The 21,709-nt window shown below is 26.8% G+C and carries 24 protein-coding genes; 3 read left to right on the plus strand and 21 right to left on the minus strand.

Going from position 1 to position 21,709, the window contains the following annotated elements; translation table 11 throughout:
* Positions 1 to 3 precede the first annotated feature (3 nt).
* From H8923_RS01795 to H8923_RS01830, 8 genes are all read right to left on the minus strand, one after another.
* Positions 4 to 1,605 (minus strand): DEAD/DEAH box helicase, encoded by a 1,602-nt coding sequence (locus H8923_RS01795; protein WP_153925244.1) that lies wholly within the window; start codon positions 1,603 to 1,605, stop codon positions 4 to 6.
* Positions 1,606 to 1,818: 213 nt separating this feature from the next.
* A complete protein-coding gene (locus H8923_RS01800; protein ID WP_153925248.1) occupies positions 1,819 to 2,514 on the minus strand; it encodes a hypothetical protein in 696 nt (231 codons plus the stop codon).
* Positions 2,515 to 2,538: 24 nt separating this feature from the next.
* On the minus strand, positions 2,539 to 2,703 hold the full coding sequence (locus H8923_RS01805) for a hypothetical protein (RefSeq protein ID WP_153925251.1): 165 nt from the start codon (positions 2,701 to 2,703) through the stop codon (positions 2,539 to 2,541).
* A 78-nt stretch (positions 2,704 to 2,781) separates the two neighbouring features.
* Positions 2,782 to 3,012, minus strand: a complete 231-nt coding sequence (locus H8923_RS01810) for a hypothetical protein (RefSeq protein ID WP_153925254.1) — start codon at positions 3,010 to 3,012, stop codon at positions 2,782 to 2,784.
* Between the two features lie 90 nt (positions 3,013 to 3,102).
* A complete protein-coding gene (locus tag H8923_RS01815; RefSeq protein ID WP_153925257.1) occupies positions 3,103 to 6,102 on the minus strand; it encodes a hypothetical protein in 3,000 nt (999 codons plus the stop codon).
* Between the two features lie 149 nt (positions 6,103 to 6,251).
* Positions 6,252 to 7,130, minus strand: a complete 879-nt coding sequence (locus H8923_RS01820) for a hypothetical protein (protein WP_153925259.1) — start codon at positions 7,128 to 7,130, stop codon at positions 6,252 to 6,254.
* A gap of 234 nt (positions 7,131 to 7,364) precedes the next feature.
* Positions 7,365 to 7,688 (minus strand): hypothetical protein, encoded by a 324-nt coding sequence (locus H8923_RS01825; protein ID WP_153925263.1) that lies wholly within the window; start codon positions 7,686 to 7,688, stop codon positions 7,365 to 7,367.
* Between the two features lie 64 nt (positions 7,689 to 7,752).
* A complete protein-coding gene (locus tag H8923_RS01830) occupies positions 7,753 to 8,328 on the minus strand; it encodes a hypothetical protein (protein ID WP_153925266.1) in 576 nt (191 codons plus the stop codon).
* 641 nt (positions 8,329 to 8,969) lie between these two features.
* Here H8923_RS01830 and H8923_RS01835 point away from each other — a divergent pair.
* Both H8923_RS01835 and H8923_RS01840 read left to right on the plus strand, forming a co-directional pair.
* Positions 8,970 to 9,068 carry an Arm DNA-binding domain-containing protein gene (locus tag H8923_RS01835; protein ID WP_153925269.1) on the plus strand — a complete coding sequence of 33 codons (99 nt, stop codon included), beginning with the start codon at positions 8,970 to 8,972 and terminating at the stop codon, positions 9,066 to 9,068.
* A gap of 80 nt (positions 9,069 to 9,148) precedes the next feature.
* Positions 9,149 to 10,066, plus strand: coding sequence for a tyrosine-type recombinase/integrase (locus H8923_RS01840; protein ID WP_317982805.1), 918 nt, complete (start codon positions 9,149 to 9,151; stop codon positions 10,064 to 10,066).
* A 114-nt stretch (positions 10,067 to 10,180) separates the two neighbouring features.
* Here H8923_RS01840 and H8923_RS01845 read toward each other — a convergent pair whose 3' ends face one another.
* The 8 genes from H8923_RS01845 to H8923_RS01880 all read right to left on the minus strand — a co-directional run bounded on the left by H8923_RS01845 (position 10,181) and on the right by H8923_RS01880 (position 16,527).
* Complete coding sequence (locus H8923_RS01845) at positions 10,181 to 10,366, minus strand: DUF1858 domain-containing protein (protein ID WP_153925271.1); 186 nt, start codon at positions 10,364 to 10,366, stop codon at positions 10,181 to 10,183.
* Between the two features lie 12 nt (positions 10,367 to 10,378).
* The gene (locus tag H8923_RS01850; RefSeq protein ID WP_153925274.1) at positions 10,379 to 10,927 is read right to left on the minus strand and encodes a hemerythrin domain-containing protein; all 549 of its coding nucleotides are present in this window, start codon (positions 10,925 to 10,927) and stop codon (positions 10,379 to 10,381) included.
* A 23-nt stretch (positions 10,928 to 10,950) separates the two neighbouring features.
* On the minus strand, positions 10,951 to 12,678 hold the full coding sequence (gene hcp, locus H8923_RS01855; RefSeq protein ID WP_153925276.1) for a hydroxylamine reductase: 1,728 nt from the start codon (positions 12,676 to 12,678) through the stop codon (positions 10,951 to 10,953).
* A 105-nt stretch (positions 12,679 to 12,783) separates the two neighbouring features.
* Entirely contained in the window at positions 12,784 to 13,755 is a 972-nt protein-coding gene (locus H8923_RS01860; RefSeq protein WP_153925279.1) for an HD domain-containing protein, read from the minus strand.
* Positions 13,756 to 13,870: 115 nt separating this feature from the next.
* Positions 13,871 to 15,205: a LysM peptidoglycan-binding domain-containing protein gene (locus tag H8923_RS01865; RefSeq protein WP_153925282.1), complete on the minus strand. Its 1,335-nt coding sequence runs from the start codon at positions 15,203 to 15,205 to the stop codon at positions 13,871 to 13,873.
* 81 nt (positions 15,206 to 15,286) lie between these two features.
* Positions 15,287 to 15,790 carry a GNAT family N-acetyltransferase gene (locus H8923_RS01870; protein WP_153925285.1) on the minus strand — a complete coding sequence of 168 codons (504 nt, stop codon included), beginning with the start codon at positions 15,788 to 15,790 and terminating at the stop codon, positions 15,287 to 15,289.
* 14 nt (positions 15,791 to 15,804) lie between these two features.
* Positions 15,805 to 16,305: a hypothetical protein gene (locus H8923_RS01875; RefSeq protein WP_147541464.1), complete on the minus strand. Its 501-nt coding sequence runs from the start codon at positions 16,303 to 16,305 to the stop codon at positions 15,805 to 15,807.
* Between the two features lie 81 nt (positions 16,306 to 16,386).
* Positions 16,387 to 16,527, minus strand: coding sequence for a hypothetical protein (locus H8923_RS01880; RefSeq protein WP_187127806.1), 141 nt, complete (start codon positions 16,525 to 16,527; stop codon positions 16,387 to 16,389).
* A 66-nt stretch (positions 16,528 to 16,593) separates the two neighbouring features.
* On the opposite strand from H8923_RS01880, the gene H8923_RS01885 reads away from it, so the two are divergent.
* A complete protein-coding gene (locus H8923_RS01885; protein WP_147541463.1) occupies positions 16,594 to 16,869 on the plus strand; it encodes a hypothetical protein in 276 nt (91 codons plus the stop codon).
* Positions 16,870 to 16,959: 90 nt separating this feature from the next.
* Here the strand turns inward: H8923_RS01885 and H8923_RS01890 are convergent, their stop codons facing one another.
* The 5 genes from H8923_RS01890 to amrA form a co-directional block, all read right to left on the minus strand.
* Positions 16,960 to 17,787: an aldo/keto reductase gene (locus H8923_RS01890; RefSeq protein WP_147541462.1), complete on the minus strand. Its 828-nt coding sequence runs from the start codon at positions 17,785 to 17,787 to the stop codon at positions 16,960 to 16,962.
* A 183-nt stretch (positions 17,788 to 17,970) separates the two neighbouring features.
* Positions 17,971 to 18,477, minus strand: a complete 507-nt coding sequence (locus tag H8923_RS01895) for a hypothetical protein (protein ID WP_147541461.1) — start codon at positions 18,475 to 18,477, stop codon at positions 17,971 to 17,973.
* A 27-nt stretch (positions 18,478 to 18,504) separates the two neighbouring features.
* A complete protein-coding gene (locus H8923_RS01900; RefSeq protein ID WP_153925288.1) occupies positions 18,505 to 19,122 on the minus strand; it encodes a DUF4397 domain-containing protein in 618 nt (205 codons plus the stop codon).
* Between the two features lie 95 nt (positions 19,123 to 19,217).
* Positions 19,218 to 20,204: an AmmeMemoRadiSam system radical SAM enzyme gene (gene amrS, locus H8923_RS01905; RefSeq protein ID WP_153925291.1), complete on the minus strand. Its 987-nt coding sequence runs from the start codon at positions 20,202 to 20,204 to the stop codon at positions 19,218 to 19,220.
* A gap of 1 nt (position 20,205) precedes the next feature.
* Entirely contained in the window at positions 20,206 to 21,615 is a 1,410-nt protein-coding gene (gene amrA, locus H8923_RS01910; protein ID WP_153925294.1) for an AmmeMemoRadiSam system protein A, read from the minus strand.
* Positions 21,616 to 21,709 lie beyond the last annotated feature (94 nt).

Consider the following 21,709-nt stretch of genomic DNA (forward strand, 5'->3'; position numbering starts at 1 on the left):
TAATCAAAAAATATCTCTTAATGCATACCACATGTTTCTTCGTGAAAAATGCTTGTGTGCATCCCACTTTGTTTTAATTCTTTCACTTTTGCATGCGTTAATTTGTTTTACAGTTGCTTTGTCTTGTTTCCAGGACTTTCTATTATTTTTATTTATAAAAGAAGATCCATATTGAATTGCAAGTTTTTCAACTTCTTGAAGAATTTCCAACAAACTTGAACTCTCACTTATGATCTCTAGCTTATATTTATATCCATCCAATTTTTTATATTTATATGAGTAATATAAATTATTATATTTGACTATATAAAAATCTGTATTAGCATTTGATGATAAAATCGCCACATCACTTTTGTTTACACTACCAAAATACCAGTCTAAATTACTTGCATCTTGTAAATTATGTATATCTTGATTGAATAAATTAATTTGTTCTAATCTAATACGTTCTTCTTCCTCTTCAATCTTTCTTTGTTCTTCTAATCTTCTTTCTTGTTCTCTTTTTTCATATTCTTTTCTTTCTTTTGCTTTCAATATTGTTTCTGAGTCATTTACATCAAATATAGATTTCATACTCATTAAATTATTTTTATAATTATCAGCTATATCCAGCACAAGACAATCTTTCTTATCTTCATATAATCTAAGGCCACGTCCTAGCTGTTGTACATATTTTATTTTTGATTTAGTAGGAGCGGCCATTATTATGCAGGATAACGCATCAAAGTCAAATCCCGTAGTCAATATTTGACAGTTAACTAGTACTTTATACTTTCCTTTTTTAAAGTCATTCAATACTCTTTCTCTTTCATCAGAACTGATTGTACTATCAAGTGATCTAGCTGATATATTATTTAGATTAAATGCATTCGCAAGATTTGTTGCATGGTCTATACTTGTAGCAAATATAACTGTATGCTTTCTATCACTTGCATACTCTTTATATGCTTTAACAATTAAACTATTTCTAGAAGCATTATCTACTGTATCAGATAATTGTTTCTGATTGAATTCACCTGCGACAACTGATACAGTAGATAAATCTGTATTAGATTTTACAGCTAAGCAATTTACATCACATAAGTAGCCATTTTCAATCATTTCTATTGTATCTTTTTCATAGATAAATCCATCAAAAATAGATCTTAACTCGACATTCCAGGGTGTTGCACTGAATCCCACTACAATTGTTGCATTTATTTTATTTATAATTGTTTGAATCTGATGTACTGCTCTATGGCATTCATCAAACATTACAATTTCAAAATTACCATTTTCAAGTATTCTATGTAATCTATCCGATTTAGGATGAATCAAACTTTGTCTTGTGGCTACGACAATTCTTTTATATACATCATCCAATTTCCCCTGTACTGACCCAACACTTTCATTTTCTCCACATATCATCTTTATCTTATCTATACTTTGTTGTCTTAATTCTTGCTGATCTACAACAATTAACACTCTTCCTGTCAAACGTCTTGCTATTTCACTCATTATAATTGTTTTTCCTGATCCAGTAGGTAAATAGCAAATTTTATTTCCATCTTTCATGTTTAATATTTTATCAACACATTCAATTTGGTAATCTCTTAATTCTATCATTCATATTCAATCCTTTCATCCCAATAAAAAAAGACTAGACATTGTCTAATCCTAAACTTAGCACGTCAGCAGATTTATTTGATGACGTATAAAAAGTATCTATTTACTTATTATCTATAAATATTATCTATTTACTTAGCATTCTAAAATCTTGCTATTAATACGTATTATTTTGAATAACATGCGTATTATTTTGCCATGCGTTGAAAACACTTAACTACAGCTATCTAATTTATTAAATAGCTTCCATTCTTCATAAGAATTTATACTATACCAATTATGACTTTTTCCATCTATATCTTCTGTATATTTATTTATAAGACCTAAGTCACATAATGTTTTAGTTATATCAGCAATCTGCTTATTATTATTACCTATGTTAGGTTTTAAACCAATTTGTTTCAATAACCAACTATTAGTAATCTTAACTTTCCCTTTTCTACACATATAGTTCAAAATTATATATACTTTTATACAATTACTATTTGAGTAAGTAATTAACTGCTTTAGTATCTTTGCATGGATAATTACAAATTCTCTATCATTAGTTTTATAATCCATATAATATACTATTTCACCGCCCTCAGTAGTAATTTTTCTTATTCCAGTATCTATCTTAGTCATATTATTTATAACCTTAATTATTGTTTCCAATTTCATATTAGTTAAATTTTCTACTAGGTTCCTATATTTAAATAATTTATTTTTATATAGATACCTATATAGGTCTTCTGATCCTGTTTCATAAATATTTTCTAATGTCTGTTTATTACTAAATAAAGTCATCAATGCTAAAACTTTGTAATTAACTTTTTTATTCCCTACTCTTATATTCGACGATGTCATAGGAAATCTATGATTATCATCTTTTATAATATCATTTATTGTATATGTATTATTTAACCCCATATATAATCTCCTTCAATTATTATCTTAATCTAATTCTCTATTTAACCATTTCCTATGTAATTCTACTGTCTTTTTATTTTTCTCAAATATAAAAACTAGAGCATCCGTATAAATTATATCGATTGGTTTTACACCATGCTTTATATATAATCCCGCTTGTTTAGGATTTAATATTCTAACTGTATTCATAGTATAATTGCCTCACATTATTAATATTTAAAAGTAAGGATATAGAGAATAATCTATACCCCTTTAAGATTATATTTACTATTCATCAAACTCTTGTATACCTTTCAATGAGATTCTTATATTATATAAATGTCCTTTAAATGGTTCTTTGTCACGTTCATCGTAGTATACATATCCCATAATACCTAACCTTCTTATAGCTGAATAAAATTCATCTTCGGAAACATCATATCTTCCTGCGAAAAAAAACTTATGTGTATGTCCAAATTTTAAATCTTTCATTATTCTTACTTCTAAATTATTTAACATATATAATCTCCTCCAAATTTTATAACTAACTCTATCCACTCTCCCCTAGATCAGTTAGGGGAAAGCGCAGCGCACTAACTGATCTAAAAATTATAATTCAACATAAACACTCATACTTTTAGCTAGCTTATATTCATTACATTTATCTGTTATATAGTCGTACTTTACGTCGTATACTCCATTTTCAACATCTACTTTTTTAAATAATTCACCTAACAATTCTCTCTTTGAGTTATATATTTTTTTATTTTCTAAAATTGCTTGATCAGTTAAATCCTTATGACTCAATTTTCCTACTCGACATTTTATTAATTGTCCTAATTTTTCTTTTTTCTTATATCCCTCTTTTTCAGTCAAGTCTACTTCACTAATTTCAGCATCTACTTTTTTGTAGTTTTCGTATAAATATCGAATTCCACCATTTTCATCTTGAGTATATATTGTTCCTAATCCGTTATTTAGTTTTAATAAATGCTTTATTAATTCTTCAAAACAAAACTCCATTATAAATCTAGTTGAAATTCTATTACCTTTTGTTGTTTTAATTATAGATAAAGCTTTTAATATTTCTAAATAATCATATTTATCTTTAATCAAAATTTTATACTTATCAGAAATATCTATATCTATCTTTGTATATTCAGTGTTTTTTATATCATTTAATTCATTTAATTTTGCTTTTAATGCTTCTTCAATTGATTTACTTGTTACTCTAGATAAAAGTACTTTTATTTCAGATATATCTTTATGTATATCTAAACTTTCTCTTCGATGGTTATATTCATTATTTAGATTAGAAAGTTCTTGTAGTAGTTCATCTTTAATTTCAGCATCATTCTTTTTTGTTAATACTTTAAATAAATGGATATTATTGTATTCTTTTTCGTTAATAGATCTTGCTTTATAACCATATAAACTAATTATTCTGCTACTATAGTTATTTAATAAACTATTAGTCCAAGATACATCATTAAATGTTATTAATTTATCTTCTTTTTTATATTTAGCATAATATATATATTGCGGTTTTTTACCTAGTGATATATTTCTTAATGGTTCTAGGTCATGTTTACCCACCATAACACAAGTCTTAGGACTATCTATTGCCACCATCTGCAAATACAATGTATAGTAACTATAAAGCTTATAGTTTTGAAACTTATTGTAAATATGATTTTTTATAATTTCATCATCAATCTTTTCATGATTTATAAAGTTTTGTTTATCTTCTAATTCTCTATAGTCACAATAACATTTTTTCACATTATCATAGCATGGCAATTCTTGAATTTTATTTGATATCTTAGCCCCATAATTACTTAGTTTTCCTATTAGATTTCCTCTTGTTCGCAATATTGCTTTATACATGTTATCATCATTAAATAATCTGATATCTGGCTTTGCACCATCGAATTGGTTTCTGAAATACCATCTATTTCCATCTTTATCTATATCTTCAATTACGGAGTTATAGATTATTTCTTCATCAATTACGAATGATATATCCGTATCTTCGTCTTCACCTGACTGTCGCATCATGAAATCATTGAATGGATAAAAACAAATATCACTTGATAACTGATCAAAATATTTATTATATAACTCGTGATTAACTAGTTCAGTTTTAATTAATTCAGTTGCACTATTTAGCGGACTTCTTGCCAAAACTCTTTTTCCACTTTCACCTGGTACATAATTTGTATTATCTTTTAATCCTCGTTGACATATAGTTCCTATTAACTGACCTTTATCGTTATACTTTTGTTCTATTAAACTATCTATATAGCTGAAAGCATCTTTTATAACCACTTTGTAGTTACCTTTTAAATATAATCCTCCACCGGCCAAATTATTTACTTTTTTATTTACTATATTCCCTATAGTCTTATATGAGTATTGTAAATTTTTCATATTCTCATCTAATTGTAATAATTTATGTAATTTCGTACTTGCAGATAGTACATGTTCTTCATTTTCTCTAGCTACATCTCCTAGCATTATTCTAATTACATCTATATTTCCATTTATGACTCTTTCATAAATATCTTCTGTTTCTTTGCTTAGTTCGTCTAATTCTTTTGGTGTCAAATTTAGATTTGATAATATCTGATAGTTTGCTTCTGTATATTTTGTAGGATGTTCTTTATTAATTTTTGTTATAGTAAAACCATCGAGTAATTTACTATAAGGTTTGTATTTTTCTAATTTTTTTAACTCTTCTATTTCATCTCTATTCTTGAACCATTTACTCCATTTAACTTGACTATTGTTTATTATGACATCTACTTCAAATAAATCAACATCATCTCCCCAGAAATCTTTTACAATAAGCTTATTTAGTCCATGCTCCTCTTTTAGATATTTTTTAAAGTCAAATTTAACTAATAATCCCTTTGAAGCTACTCCTAATTCTCTTATTCCTACCCAAGATAATTTGTATTTTAAATTTAATTTTTTCTCAATCTTGTCAGCTATAACAGGCATCATGAATCCTGATCCGTCCATTGCAATATGTTCAACCTCTTTATTAGGATGTTTCTCTAATTTTAAATTATCTAAATCTATTTTTCCGTCTTCATTTTCTGCAAACTGTAGATAGTTACTTATATATGTGTAAGTCATTTCGGGCAATATAGCTTTTTTACATTTTATATTAACTCGTTCACCAGTTGAAAATGCTAAACCTACTCTTGAAATGATATCTTTGTTAATGCATAACTCAGTATTATATTTTTCTTTTAGTTTTCCTAATGATATAACATCGTAAAATATATCTATAAATTCTTTATCTGATTCTTTAATAAAGAAATATTCGCAGCTATATCCCTCTCCTGATTTTTTCATTAATCCTGGTGTTGTTGCAAATGATACATACATTTCTCCATCAACCTTAATACCATCTTTAAGCATTTTCAGTGCTTTATGTTTATGATTTGGTAAGTCTACTTTTATAATTGATTCTAAACATTCCTCTACATCTTCATTTCGATCTGCTTTCCATGTCTTATAAATTCTTATTGCATCATTCTCAGCTAATGTTATTTCTTCTTGTTCCCTATTTACTTTTATTTCTCTTATTTTATATTGCATAATACCCCTCCTATTTTCATTATGTTTTATCGGTTAGTGTTCATTCATAAAAACCTATCAAAGATAGGTCTATTATGTTTTATCGGTTATATTTTTTATATTATCATAATCTTATATTTTATTGCAATAATATAAATTTTTTTTTATAATTATTCATTATATTTTTTATGATATATTCGATGTATTTCCGAAACATCACCCTTTAACCCCTCAGATTTAAACCATTTTTTTATTTCATTTGCTGTCCATGTTATATTTTCAGATATATGTTTTTCAAACATTATATACATGATTCCACTTCGTACTAAAGACTTTCCAGTAAATTTTATATTTAAATTATCTTCATCAAATATATTTGATAACATCTCTAAGCGAGATTGGACACCAGACTTATTCATATGACTTAGTCCATCATTTGTTTTTTTAGTTCGTTTCACTTTAATAATATATTCCGAATCCATATTTAATTCATAAGATCTATCGACAGTTTCAGTATATTGATAATATATGTCATCTTCTAATACATCTTGTACTATCTCTTGCATAAATTCATCACATTTAACTTTTCGACCTGATACGTTTATATACAATGGTGTTCCTATTTCATCTTTAACTATATCTGTTACTTTTAAATTTACTAAGTCAGTATAATCTTTCCCCATTATTCCATTCCAAAGTGCATATACTATAAACTTATCTTGAGCATTTGAAAATACATTACATAACTGTTGTATTTCTCTTTTATTAAAATATTTATTCTCACTAAAATTTAACTTTTCAATATAGTCACTCGAATTAAGCTTAATGCAGATATCCCTATCTTTTAATATCATATTTAAACACTTTATGTTGCTATATAATGTTACCCTTGATTCACCTGCTATATATTTTTCAATAAATATATCTAAGTCGTTAATATTTAGTTTTTTTATATCTATTTTACCCTTATCAATGTAATTGTTTAAATAATTATTTATTCTTCTATACCTCACCTCTTCTTCATTTAAAGTAGTTTCAAGTTTAGTCATTTAAATCACTCCCATAATATGTTTTATTGGTTTAATTATATCAACTTTATGTAACTATATCAATTATATTAATATAATCATAGTGTATACCTACGTAAAAAGTATAAGAACCTAACTAATCCCCAATGCTACTACAGCTGTACTTTAAAGTGCATACAAACTCCTCAAAATGGTGTTTATTATGTCAAGAACGCATAATAAAAGGATAAGTATTTAACCTATCCCTTTAAATAACTAAAATTCAAAATATATTCCATCTACAGGTTCTAAATTTTTCATTATAACCGAGCTAATTTCATAACTAGATTCAGGAGCCTTCCAATGTGCTACTGCAGTCCAACCATATTCGTCTCTACTTATAACATCGTCTTTATCTGACATAAGTATCATTATATATCCTTTATATCCTACTTCCGATTCTATTATATCTCTGGCAATACTTATAATTTCATCTCTGCTTAGATCATTAGCTATTTTAACAATCAATGACTGCTTTATAACTCTAGTTCCAGATATATCATTTTTTTCAATAATACTATATTTATTTTTTATCGACATATTACATCCCCCTTATCTAATATACATGTATAATTATACATTAAATATAAAAATCCTCTATATTTTAACTAACTTCTTTTATACAATTGTATACTTTTTTAACTTTTTCAACTCGATCATTATAATGATTTATGTAATCGTATGCAGATGTTTCATTTTTATTTATTTTATATCCAAATGCATCACGATCACCAACTAAATTTTCAATTTTTTCTGAATCAGTTAGATGTCTCCCCAACTGACTTTTATATATCATGCTTAAATGGTCTAAATCTATGTACATTTCATTTAAATAGGCTAATAAATCTTCACTCAAATTATTAATTTTGCTATCATTACTTTCATTATCTTCTAAAAATTCTATAAGTGATACTAAGCGATTTTTATTTTCTTGTATTTTTTCTATTGTAGGCTCAATGTAAGCTAAATCCATTCCCAACCTTTCGATCTTATTAGTAATTATAAGTTTAATCGTATTATGCTTGCTAATTAAGTCAAATTTTTCTTTTTTAACATAAGTTTTAATTGTTTTCACATATTTTTTTGAACTAATCTCATTCTTTTGATTATCTGCATGAGTAACAGTATTCATTGTTAAAATCATGCATACTGCTGATAAAATACATACTATCTTCTTCATTATATTAACTCCTTTACAAAATTTTATTATCATTATTTGTAAAATAATTAGGTAGTATTCAAAATGTACTTTCACAATTTATTTCATCCATACACAACACCTCTTTTGCAATAGTAGTATATATCACTCTCCATAAAAATAAATTTTATATTAATAATCAAAAATTTATTTAAAGGCTATTTAGATTCAAATAAACTCTTAACATGTTCTAATTAATTTTATTCATATTTAAATAGTTATCTCACTAATATATTTTGAATTATCTAAAGATTATTCGGATATGAATAAGGTATAAATAACACCTTAAAATTAAAGGTAGTCATTTTGTACCGTTTTTATGAAAAAAGTAGTCATTCTGTACCGTTTTGAGATTTAGTAGTCATTTTGCGACCCAACGAATTGTTACTCTATATTCTTATGAATTTTTTAACTTGATTTAATTAGGATATAAATTAACAAGAAAAGCAATCGCAAATCATTGCAAGGGTGCGTTAAAGCACGATATTCTTACAAATAGTGGAAATCAAGAAATGTCTATAATACCCTAAGGCGATATATTTAATAAAAACTATTTGTATAAATCTAAATTTATAATATATAATATATTTAGGCATTGATAACCTATTTCGGAGGTTATTGAAATGAGTATAAGAAAACGAAACAAAACATGGGAATATACAATCAATTTAGGTATAGTTGATGGTAAAAGAAAAAGAATCTCAAAAGGAGGTTTTCTCTAACTAAAAAAGATTGTCAAATCGCAGAAGCAAAAGCTCTATATGATTTTAATTTAAGAGGAACCGTTAATAAACCAACTAATATAAGCTTTGCAGATTACCTAGATACGTTTTATAAACAATATGTATTAAATAATTGTGCTTATAGAACTCAAAATAATTATGAATCTATCATAAGAGTTCATATAAAGCCTAAATTAGGTATGTATAAACTCAACACGCTAACAACATCCATATTGCATAACTTTTTAATTACATTATACAAAGAAGGTTATAGCAAAAATTATTTAGATATGATTATGACCATACTAAAAACATCGTTAAAATATGCTGTATATCCTCTTGAGTATATTCAGTCTAGCCCTGCTCAATATTTAGATATAAAAAGGTTTAAATATAACGAATCCGAAGATTTGATTTTAACTAAAGATGATATGTATGAAGTATTTAAATTTGTTAGAGAGTTTAAGCCTTTAGCTGAGATATTTTATAAAATATTATATATGACAGGCATGAGATTAAGCGAAGTATGTGGCTTGACTTGGGATAATATAGATTTTAATAATAGGATTATAAAAGTTAGACAACAGATGCAATTTCAAACAGGTAAAGGAAACGTACTTGTTGCTTTAAAAACAAAGTCATCTAAAAGGGATATATCTTTCGGAGATACTCTATACAATGAATTGATTCTACATAAAAATAAATTAGAATCTCTAAGTATATATAGTGAATTTGTATGTGCTAAAGAAAACGGTAATGCAATGTATAAGTCTGATGTAGAAAAGATAAATAGGGCTATAAATAATAACTTAATGAGATTTAAAACTCATTCAGTTCGTAAATTGCATGCTACAATGCTCATCGAAGGAGGAGCTGATATTAAAGATGTATCTGCTCGACTTGGTCATAGTTCAACAAAAATAAGTTATGATATCTATGTAAAAAATACAAAATTATTAAAAGATAAAACTGTAAGAATTTTTGAATCTATATTATAAAATTTGACGACATTTTGACGACATTTTTGATAAATAAAATTTATTTTAAGTAGTAATAAAAAATGTAGCTATGTAATTTAATTAACTACACAGCTACACAATAGGGTTATAAGCTTATTTGCTATTTAATTTATTTAAAACTTCTTCTAATTTAAGATCATGTATAAAACAAGCTTGCTCTAAAGTTTCCATAGTTGCTGATGGACAACCTAAACATCCCATTCCAAATTCCATTAATATATCTGCTGCATTTGGATTTATTTCTAATATTTCGCCAATAGTATTGTCTTTTGTTATCATAATATTGTCTCCTTATATATATTTATTTTCTAATTTTTCTAATATAGATATATTTTTATCTCTTATATCCATATTATTATTTTCATATTCAGTACATTCTATATCTACAATATCTAAAATTTCTTTACTTAATTCTCTTTGTGCAAACTTATATATAACTCTATCCTCTTTATCAATATGTCTTTCTAGTAAATGAGTATATGATATTGCATTTGCAATTACATCTAGCTTGGATTCTTCATCTCCAGCTTTTAACTTTTCTAATGCTTCACCTAAGTTTCTAATATAAAGTCTACCATAATCATGTTCTACGAGCATACCATGATTTATAACTTTTTCTCCAAGTTCACCTAAATTTTCAACCATCTTATTAAAAAGTATTTTTTCTTCTTTTTTATGATGATGTGCATCTGCATAATTTTTTATAAAATCTATTATTGAATAAAAATCTTCATAATTTACATATTCATTTTGTAAAATCTTAAAGCATGCACTTCTAACTACTTTAAGCATACGTTTAATATATTTATGTTCTTCATTCATTATATCTATTGCATTCATATTATTCTCCTTATAATCTAGAACTATCCTAAGAACATTGCTAAATCATCTTCAACATTTGTTATTCCACCTATACCAAAGTTTTCTACTAAAACTTTAGCTACATTTGGTGATAAAAATGCTGGTAAAGTTGGCCCTAAGTGAATATTTTTTACTCCTAGGTATAGTAATGATAATAAAACTATTACCGCCTTTTGCTCATACCAAGCTATGTTAAATGCTATTGGTAATTCATTTATATCATTAAGTTCAAAGACTTCTTTTAACTTTAATGCTATAAGTGCTAATGAGTAAGAATCATTACATTGACCTGCATCTAATACTCTTGGTATTCCGTTTATATCACCTAAATTTAGTTTGTTATATTTATATTTTGCGCACCCTGCAGTAAGTATTACTGTATCTTTTGGTAAGGCTTTTGCAAACTCAGTGTAGTAATTTCTAGATTTAGCCCTTCCATCACATCCAGCCATTACAAAGAATTTTTTTATAGCTCCTGTTTTTACTGCATCTACTACTGCATCAGCAAGTGCAAATACTTGATTATGAGCAAATCCACCTACTATTTCTCCAGTTTCTATTTCAGTTGGAGGATGGCATTTTTTAGCCTGTTCTATTATTTCTGAGAAATCTTTATTATCTTCGCTTATCCCTTTTATATGCTTAACACCTACAAATCCAGCTGCTCCTGTAGTATATATTCTATCTTTGTAGCTATCTTTTGGTGGTACTATACAGTTTGTAGTCATTAATATTGGACCATTGAAACTTTCAAATTCTTCTTTTTGCTTCCACCAAGCATTTCCATAGTTTCCTGCAAAATGAGAATACTTCTTAAATGCTGGGTAATAGTGAGCTGGTAACATTTCAGAGTGAGTGTAAACATCCACTCCAGTTCCCTCAGTTTGTTTTAATAATAATTCTAAGTCCTTTAAATCATGTCCTGATACTAGTATTCCTGGGTTATTTCTAACTCCTATGTTAACTTTAGTTATTTCTGGGTGTCCATAAGTTCCAGTATTTGCGCTATCAAGTAGTGCCATACCATCTACACCTACTTTACCAGTTTCTAATGTTAAAGATATTAATTCATCTATAGATAAACTATCATCTAAAGTTTTTGCTAATGTTGCTTGCATAAATGCATTTATGTCTTCGCTATCATACCCTAAAGCATTAGCATGCTTCATGTATGCTGACATCCCCTTTAAACCATATATTATAAGTTCTCTTAAACTTCTTATATCTTCATCTTTAGTTGCTAATACTCCTACTTTGGTTGATTTTTCATCTAATAATCTATCTATATCAGAATCTATTTCTTCTTTTCCACTTCCAAGTATTGCACCTTTTATTTTAGATAAAATGCCTACTTTTACATCCATCTCATCATTTGAAGTTGCATTCCATAATGCTGCTTCAGATAAGTTTTCTTTATTTTCTAACTTAGCTAATAAAGCTTCTTTAGTGGCTAAAGTTTCTTTAACTCTTGCATAAAATACTGCGTCATCAAAGTTAGCATTTGTTATTGTAGTAAATAAATTTATAGTTATTAGATGATTTATCTCACTACTTACTTCCTTACCTTCTTCTCTAAGTCTTGTTGTAACTTGTGATAAACCTTTTGTCGTATATATTAATAAATCTTGCATTCTAGCTAGATCTGGTGACTTTCCACAAACTCCAAATTTTGTACACCCAGTACAACCGGCTGTCTCTTGACATTGAAAGCAAAACATTTTATTTTCCATTAATATTCCTCCAGATAATTAATATTTATTTCATGTACTCATTATAATGTTTTGCAACAAATAAAATCGGTAACATATGTTACTATTTCGAAATTTAAGATAAGTTTATAAGATTTTTATGTAAGATCCTCTTTCAGACTTTTCTAAAGCTTTTTTGCTTAACTCCTTAATTTCTAAACATATTTCTGATGCTTTATAAATTTTATTTTCTATATATATACTTGGATCAATTAATCTTAATTTATTCTTTTGATATATGTCATAGTTTTTATTATCTTCTACAACTACTACATTATAATTAAGCGATTCCACAAGTGATTTAATTTGCTTATTATTTGAACTTTCTAATAAATTAAATACATATTTATCATCTTTTAACAAGTCATCTAACACTATTATATTATCGTTTAAAGCTATTTTTATAGCTTTTGATAATCTATCATTAGCATATATACCTAATGGATTCATAAAATAGTCTATTACTTCTTTGTAATATGTATCTACAAAAAACTTTGCTGCTTCCAAAGAATTAACCATTATCTCATTTTTAACTACTACTAAACTACTCATAAAATTAGATATCTCATTTTTAGTAATAAATCCATATCTGAACATGTCTCTTAAAGTATAATCTATTCTATCTGCACATAAGTTTGGAGCTGTTTTTTCTAGAATAGTATATTTACTTTTATCATATAATATATCTTTATAGCTGTATCCATATTTATTTAATATCTTAGGTATATCTGAATTTTCTATTATACTTTCAAATATTTCTTCATGATAATCTTCATTATGCTTGTCTAATACATAGTCAATCACATGAGAAAAGGCTGTATGAGACACATCATGAAGTAAACCCGCTATTTGCTCTTCGATATCTCCTCCCATTAATCTTATAAGAAGCATTACACCTATTGAATGCTCATATCTACTTACATTCCAGTTTGGATTTACAAGATAACTTGCTCCGCCTTGGTGAATATTTTTTAATCTTTGAACTTCTTTAGTATTTATAAGTTCTTCTATAACTTCTTCTACAATATAATCTCCATATAAGTAATCTTTTAAATACATAAACACCTCATAATATTAGGATAAGTTTTCAATATATATCATAACATATTGTAATAAGGTCATAAAATTAAAATCAGGAAATAAGTTTAACTTATTTCCTGATTTTAATTAATATTTATATTCTTAAAACTTCTCCAACATAAATCAAATCTGGATTTGCTATATTATTAAGTTTAACTAACTCATTTACAGTAGTATGAAATCTATTTGCTATACTACTTAAAGTATCTCCATATTTTACAACATAACTTCCTGAAAATGATCTTTCTAATGATGAAGATGCTGATGTCTCAATTTTTAATACTTGACCTATATAAATTAAATTAGAATCTGATATATTATTTAACTTAGCTATTTCATTAACCGTAGTATGAAATCTTCTTGCAATACTTGTTAATGTATCTCCTTCTCTTACTACATATGTTAAAGTATGCATATGTTCCGAAACTGAAGCAGTTCTTTTTACACCTTTAATTGTAGGTATTTTTAAAATCTCACCAACATAAATTAAGTTTTCATTTGATATATCATTTAATTTAACTAATTCATCTACTGTAGTTTTAAATCTAGAAGCTATATATGTTAAAGTATCTCCTTTTTGCACTACGTAAGTTCTATAAAACGATTTTTTCCTTGATATAATAGGTCTTGATGATGGGTATATTTTTAATACTTCACCAACATAAATTTGATCAGGATTTGATATTCCATTTATTGATTCTAACTCCTTAACAGTAGTATCAAATTTCTTTGCAATTTGAGTTAAAGTATCTCCTCTTTGTACAGTATAGTATTTAACAGTGTTATGATTGGATTCCTTCTTTCTTTCTCCATGGATCTTTGAAGAGTCCTCTAATAAAATTTCATCGTAAAAAGTATCTAGATCAACATTTGCGTCGATTCCATCTATATAGCCACTATCTGAGTACTGCCAACCAGCATATTTATTTCCCCAAATAGGGTTGTACTCAGGTGGATTTTCAGAATACTGAGCTATCCATACAGGATAGTCACCAATACCAGATTCTCTGTCAAGTTCAGTTTGAGCAAAATTAGTGTAAGTATATACAACTACCTTTTTATGGCTATACTCTTCCACTTCTCTTAAAAACTCTACAGCTTGCCTAGATACTTCTTCTTTACCCAAACCTCTGGTTTGTTCTAAATCTATAGCTAATCTACAATCAACTTCCATACCGCTTATTGCATCTACAAAGTATCTAGCTTGTTCTCTAGGGGTAGGAGAGCTCCCTGGATTAAAAAAGTGATAAAACCCAACCTTCAAACCATACTCTTTTGCTCCATCATAAAATTCTTGAAGGTAAGGATCTGTATAAAAAGTTCCTTCTGTTGCTTGAATATAAACAATCTCTACACCAGAGTCCTTTACTCCTTTAAAGTCAATACTTCCGCTCCAATTACTTATATCAATACCTTTTAACCTTGACATTTTCATACCTCTTTTCAAATATAATTAATTAAACATTTGTTCAATCTATTATATTTCAAGCTCTAAAATATGTTCCAATAATTATAATACTTTTTCGAATGCTATTCTTTCGCTTTTATCTGGTAGATAAATAATTCCACAATACTTAAATCCATGTTTTTTCAAAAATTTCTGCATTGATAGATTTTCCTTATGTGTATCTATTTTAATGCTACGGATATTATTATCTAAGCATATTTCTTCTAAACTCATAAAAACTTTACCTGACAAACCTTTCCCTTTATGATCTTTGTCTACAGCTACTCTATGAACAACTGCATAATTTTCATTACTAAGCCATCTTCCATCATAAATCACACCATAATTTTTTTCTACATTAAAAGAAATTGCTACTGTTGCAAGAATCTCATTATTATTTATTAATACATAACTCTCTTCTTTATCAATGTCATTCTTTATAGTTTCATAATTGGGATAATCATTTTGCCACTGATCTATGTTATTTTTCTTAAAATATTCTTGTGCTTGTCCTATAATTTTCATTATAGAATTTATATCTGACTGTGTTGATTTTCTTAATTTCATTTTCTGCTCCTCACTTATATATCTACAACTTTATTATCACTATTATAGACATTGTAACCATCAAACTTATCTATATCAATAAACTTGATAAAAAAATCCTTTTCTATATTAATTTTTTTAATTCTTTTCGCTCCATTTGCAACACCTATATATGCTAAATCACCGCTTCTATTATCTCCAGCTTCAATAATATATTCATTAAACATATATTTTTTATATGTGCTATATCTATTACTTCCATTAATCACACTCGCAACCCTGTATTGTTTATTAAGGCCTTTATCCAATATTGCTAGTCCCATGTTACTTTCATCACCGTTAGTAGAAAAAATTATAACTTTTCCACCATTTATACTTTCTTCTTTCAGGAACTCTAATTTACATTCTTTATTGTTTAAGCTCTCTTGGATATTCTGCTTTATATGTTCTTCTGATATTGAGTAAACACTATTATGAATAAAAAAACCTGATGCTAATACTATCCCAACAAACATAATACCTAATATTTTTTTCATACTTCCCCCTAATCCTTTCCATTTTATCTTTTATTTAATTATACACAAGTATATCTATAAATTTTATAATTTTTCCCATAATTATACAATAAAAACGCTGTTGAATATTCTACAACTCCACTTAATTCCTTTTCCTTGAAGCTCTTCTATTACAGATACGGGTGCAAGCGCTAATGATTCATATGATTCTAGTTCATTATTAATTTTTATTTTGCTTAACATGATATGACCAAAACTATAGTTTTTGCATAATATATTATCAATATACTATATTTGAGGTGATGACTTATGAAATGTTGCGTATTTAAACGTGGTACTATCATAGAAATAAATGATAATATTCAACCTGGGCTTATATATATTACTTTTGCAACTGATACTACTAATATTTACACTGCTACAATTTTAATAGCTAGTGATACTACTCTTGTCATGGATGAAGACTATAATGAAATTACTCTAAATGATCTACAAGTAGGAGATTTAATTTTCGTTTATCACTCTCCAATCATGACTATGAGTATCCCACCACAAACTCAAGCTTTTATCATAGAAGTAAAATAGTATTTTATCAAAATAAAAAAGTTATATAATATTAGAATTTAGTATGAGATATTAATTCATACTTAAAACTAAATATTATATAACTTTTTTCTAATATTCTAAATATGTTGTATTCTCTGGTACACTAGATACATTTTCATTTTTATTTAATTGATCTATTAACTTCATATCTTCATATGAAATTTCAAAATCAAATATATTTAAATTTTCTTTAATTCTTTCTATATTAGAAGACTTTGGAATTGGAATAACTCCATTTTGTATATGCCATTTTAATGTAATTTGAGGAACACTTCTATTATACTTATCCGCTAATTCTAGCATTACTGCATCAGAAAAAATTTTACCCCTCATTATTGGCCCCCATGCAATAACTTGAATATTATTTTCCTTACAATAAGAAATCATATTTTTCTGTGATCTATATGGATGTATTTCAATTTGATTTACCATAGGAATTATTTTTGCTGATTTTTTTAAATCTTCAATATGGCCTTCCTTAAAGTTACATACACCTATAGATTTAACTTTTCCTTGATTATATAAATCTTCAAAAGCTCTCCAAGTTTCTAAATTTAATTTATTTGGCCAGTGTACTAAATATAAATCTAAGTATTCAACACCAAGTCGATTTATTGATTCATTAAATGATTTCATAGTTTTTTCATAACCATGATTATCATTCCATAGCTTTGTAGTTAAAAATATTTCTTCTCTATTTATTTTACTTTCTTTTATGCCTATTCCTACAGCTTCTTCATTGTTATAAAAAGCAGCTGCATCAATGTGCCTATATCCTATTTTTATAGCTTCTTTTACTGCTTCAATTGAATCCTCATGACTTCCTAATTTATATGTACCAAATCCAATAATCGGTATCTTTACTCCATTTGATAATATTTTATATTCATCTGACATAGTATTCTTTCCTCCCCTATTTTTAAGATTTATATTCTTTAGTTTAATATATATAACTAATAAATCCAAGCTATATTGTACTACAATTATTTAAGGGTTTTGTAATGCTCATTTTTAATTGCAAATAAAAAATCCTATAAAACAATCTAATATTCTATATTTTATAGGATTTATTTTATCATATTATTTTTTTATTTTAGACTCTCCCAATAAAAATCCAATTGAAGTACACATTAAATCTCTAAATTGAGTTATTGAAGGGATATCTTGATTTAAGTTACGTATATATATAGCCAATATAGATATTGAACATACTATACATATAATAAATGCAACAATTAATTGTATAGAATTACCTTCTTGGTAATTTACTTTTTTTATACATTCTTCCTCTTCTTGAGTTATTAAAGTTTCATCATTTTCATTATAACTAATCTTATTTGATACTTTTTTTTCAGTATTTTTAATATTTGAACTTAATATAAATCCAAATATAGATGCAAGACAAGATCTAAATACTGTCTCAACAGATTTGTATAAAGAATCATCTGATATTTTATAAAATGCTAAAAATACTGTTGCTATAAATATAAATCCACCTACAAGTACTAATATCTGAGCTGCTAAATTAAGTTTATTCCAATCATTGCTTATCTCTTCTTTTAGAGCCTTTCTTCTGCTACATTTCATAATATAATTTCCTATTTATACTAATATCTAGTATCTACATAAATAAGTATTTCCATCTACAGATTGAATAGCTCTCAAGTTTGGTGATTCTCCTACTATATAAATAGTATATATTCTATTTGCCTTTAACATTACTCCAAAAACTAAAACTGATTCTTTATTGCTACTTAAAACAGCTTCAATATTATATGAGCCAGGAGCTATATCTACATAACTTGTATTTTGTTTAAAAGCTAAATTTTCTACTAAAATTTTATTATTAACTAAAATATCTACTGCAGGAGTATTGGGTGATAAATGTACAACTCTAAAAGAACTAACCTTAGGACTTGCTTTTTTATCTGCATTATCATTTATTACTAATAATGATAAATCATCTAAGTTTCCAATTGCTGCTATTGTAAGCATTTGTCCTTCATCAAGATCTAAGCTACCACTAATAATAGGCTGTAACATAGTTCCTGTTTGGAATATATCTATTCTGTATTCTCCTTCTTTTAACTTCACATAGCTTGAAAATTGTGTGAATTGTAAATTACTAAATACAAGTTTTTCATTTATATATACATCTACGGCTGGTGCCTGAGGCGCTGCATGAAAAACTCTCAATAATGATGTTCCGCTTTCTATCTTTACGCAATCCATTAAGGACTCCCCCTTGGCGTCAATATTTTTACTATATATATTATGTAATAATATTATTTTAGTGATAAAAAATCACTTTATTAATATCCTTAGCCTTATAAAGTTATATTAATATATTCTCTACAAATAGGGCATTTGTCCCCATTAATAATAACTTTGGTATCATATATATCTCTACTTATAAGCTCGTATTTACAATTAGGACAATAAGTATTATTATCTACACCTGCAATATTTCCTACATATACATAGTTTAAATATTTTTTAGCTTCATTTCTAGCTTGAATAATAGCATCCACGTGTGTAGCAGGATTCTCCATTTTATATCTAGGAAAATATCTACTTAGGTGAAGTGGTATATTTTTATCAATAGATCCTATAAATTGTGCTATTTTACTTATCTCTTCTATTGAATCATTTTCTTCATTAACCATTAATGTAGTTATTTCTACATGACAGTGCTCACTTGCTATTTTTATAGTATTAAGAACAGGTTCTAATTTTGCACCACAAATATTATTGTAATATCTATTCGTATATCCTTTCAAATCTATATTCATTGCATCTACATATGGTAACAACTTCAATAATGGCTCTTCATTTACATATCCATTAGTTACAAGAACTACACTTATATCTTTATCATACTCTTTTATTTTTTTACTTACTTCGTATATATACTCATACCACATAAATGGTTCATTGTACGTAAATGCTATACCTATATTACCTTGTATGTCTAAAATAAATCTTATTAGACTTTCTATATCTATATATTCACTTTTTGATACATATTGAGATATCTCATAGTTCTGGCAAAAACTACAACTCATATTACATCCAAAAGTTCCTACTGACAATATATCTTTAGATGGCTTGTAGTGGTATAATGGCTTCTTCTCTATTGGATCTACATTAGCAGATGTTACTTCACCATAATTTATTGCAACTCCAACACTTTCTTTTACAGTTCTAACCTTACAAACTCCGAATTTTCCTTTTCTTAGCTTGCAATTATGTGGGCATAACTTACATTTTATATAGTCTTCATATTTATTATAGAATTGAATTTCATGATCCAAATTATTCACCCTCTTCATATCTCATAATTTCAAATTTCTCTATTTCATAATCCTCTAATGGATTTATTCCTGCTTTTTCACAAGCAATACTAAGCTGCTCTTCTACTGTATTTACACCTTCTAAGTTAGGAAGAAGTAATCCTCTCTTTCTTCCTTTGTTTACTATTACTCCATAAATTTTAGGATTTAACTCTTCTTTTGTAGCTTTTATAGGCTCTGTAAGAACATCTACAGAAATATCTAAATCTTCTAGTTCATCCTTGCTAACTTCAATAAACCTTGGGTCTTCAGTTGCTGCTTTTATAGAATTTCGTATAATTTCTTCAGCTACTGAGTTTGTTGTAGGAAGTATTGTACCTATACACCCTCTAAGTTGATTAAATTTTTTAATAGAAACAAAAACTCCATGTTTATTGTTTAGCATTTCTTTTGGTAGACAACTACTAGGTTTCATCATTTTTCCATTTGAGTAATAGTAATTTAAACTCTCTCTTGCTAACTTTACATATGAATTTGATGATGATATCTTCTTATTAAAATCTTCTTTTTTCTTATTCATTAACTTTTCTAAGTTGCTTACATTTTCTTCTTTACTTTCAAATCTCATCACCCCATAGCCTACACCAAAAGGTCCTTCATATGATAAAAGATTTCCATTAACTTTATTTCCTTCCATAGCTCCAAGAAGAATATAAACTGATCTAAGCCCACACTCTCCAGCATCTTCTACTAAACATTTATCCATATTAAATACACCTATTACATCGCCTTTTTGCAACTTTAATAGTAACTCTTCGTCGAATATTTTTCCTTGTGGAGAATAATCATATGGGCCATCTTTTGTTAATCTATGAGATAAATCACCACTTGCTATTATTACTGATTTTTTATTTAACATATTAATAGTTTTTTGTAATGCCATGCCAAATCTATATAAATCTATGTTACCTATAGCTGCATATGTAATATGAACTAACTTGTAATTATTATAGTACTTATTTACAAAGTGTAAAGGAACAATTGATCCATGATCTAATCCATAAGTTCTATTAAATCTACTAAGTAAATTAGAATCTATTAATGCTGCAGGAATATTTTCCTTTTCACAAATATTTATAAGATTTTTATTAAAACCTTTATCTATTTTTATATTCATATAAGTTTTAAAATCCATAAATTGTTCAAGATTACCTTGTATACTTTCTTCATTTGATATTGCTATTGCATCTGAAAACATAGTTCCATGTGGAGTAATTATTATAATAATTTCTGGTTTTATACTACTTATTTCTCTTCCTATAATGTCACAAGAGTCTAATGTTGATTGAATCTTTCTTTCCTCTCCTTTTCCAATAGTTGATATTGCTAAAGGAGGATGTGGCATCAAATAACACCCTAATATATTTTTCATATTAATACCTCTTTCTACTATTATTACTTATATTTTGCCTATTTTTTTATAGAATATATTAAATTACTATAATAAAAAATGACTGCTTCTATAT

It is taken from the genome of Romboutsia faecis (assembly GCF_014323405.1).
Taxonomy (GTDB): domain Bacteria; phylum Bacillota; class Clostridia; order Peptostreptococcales; family Peptostreptococcaceae; genus Romboutsia_E; species Romboutsia_E faecis.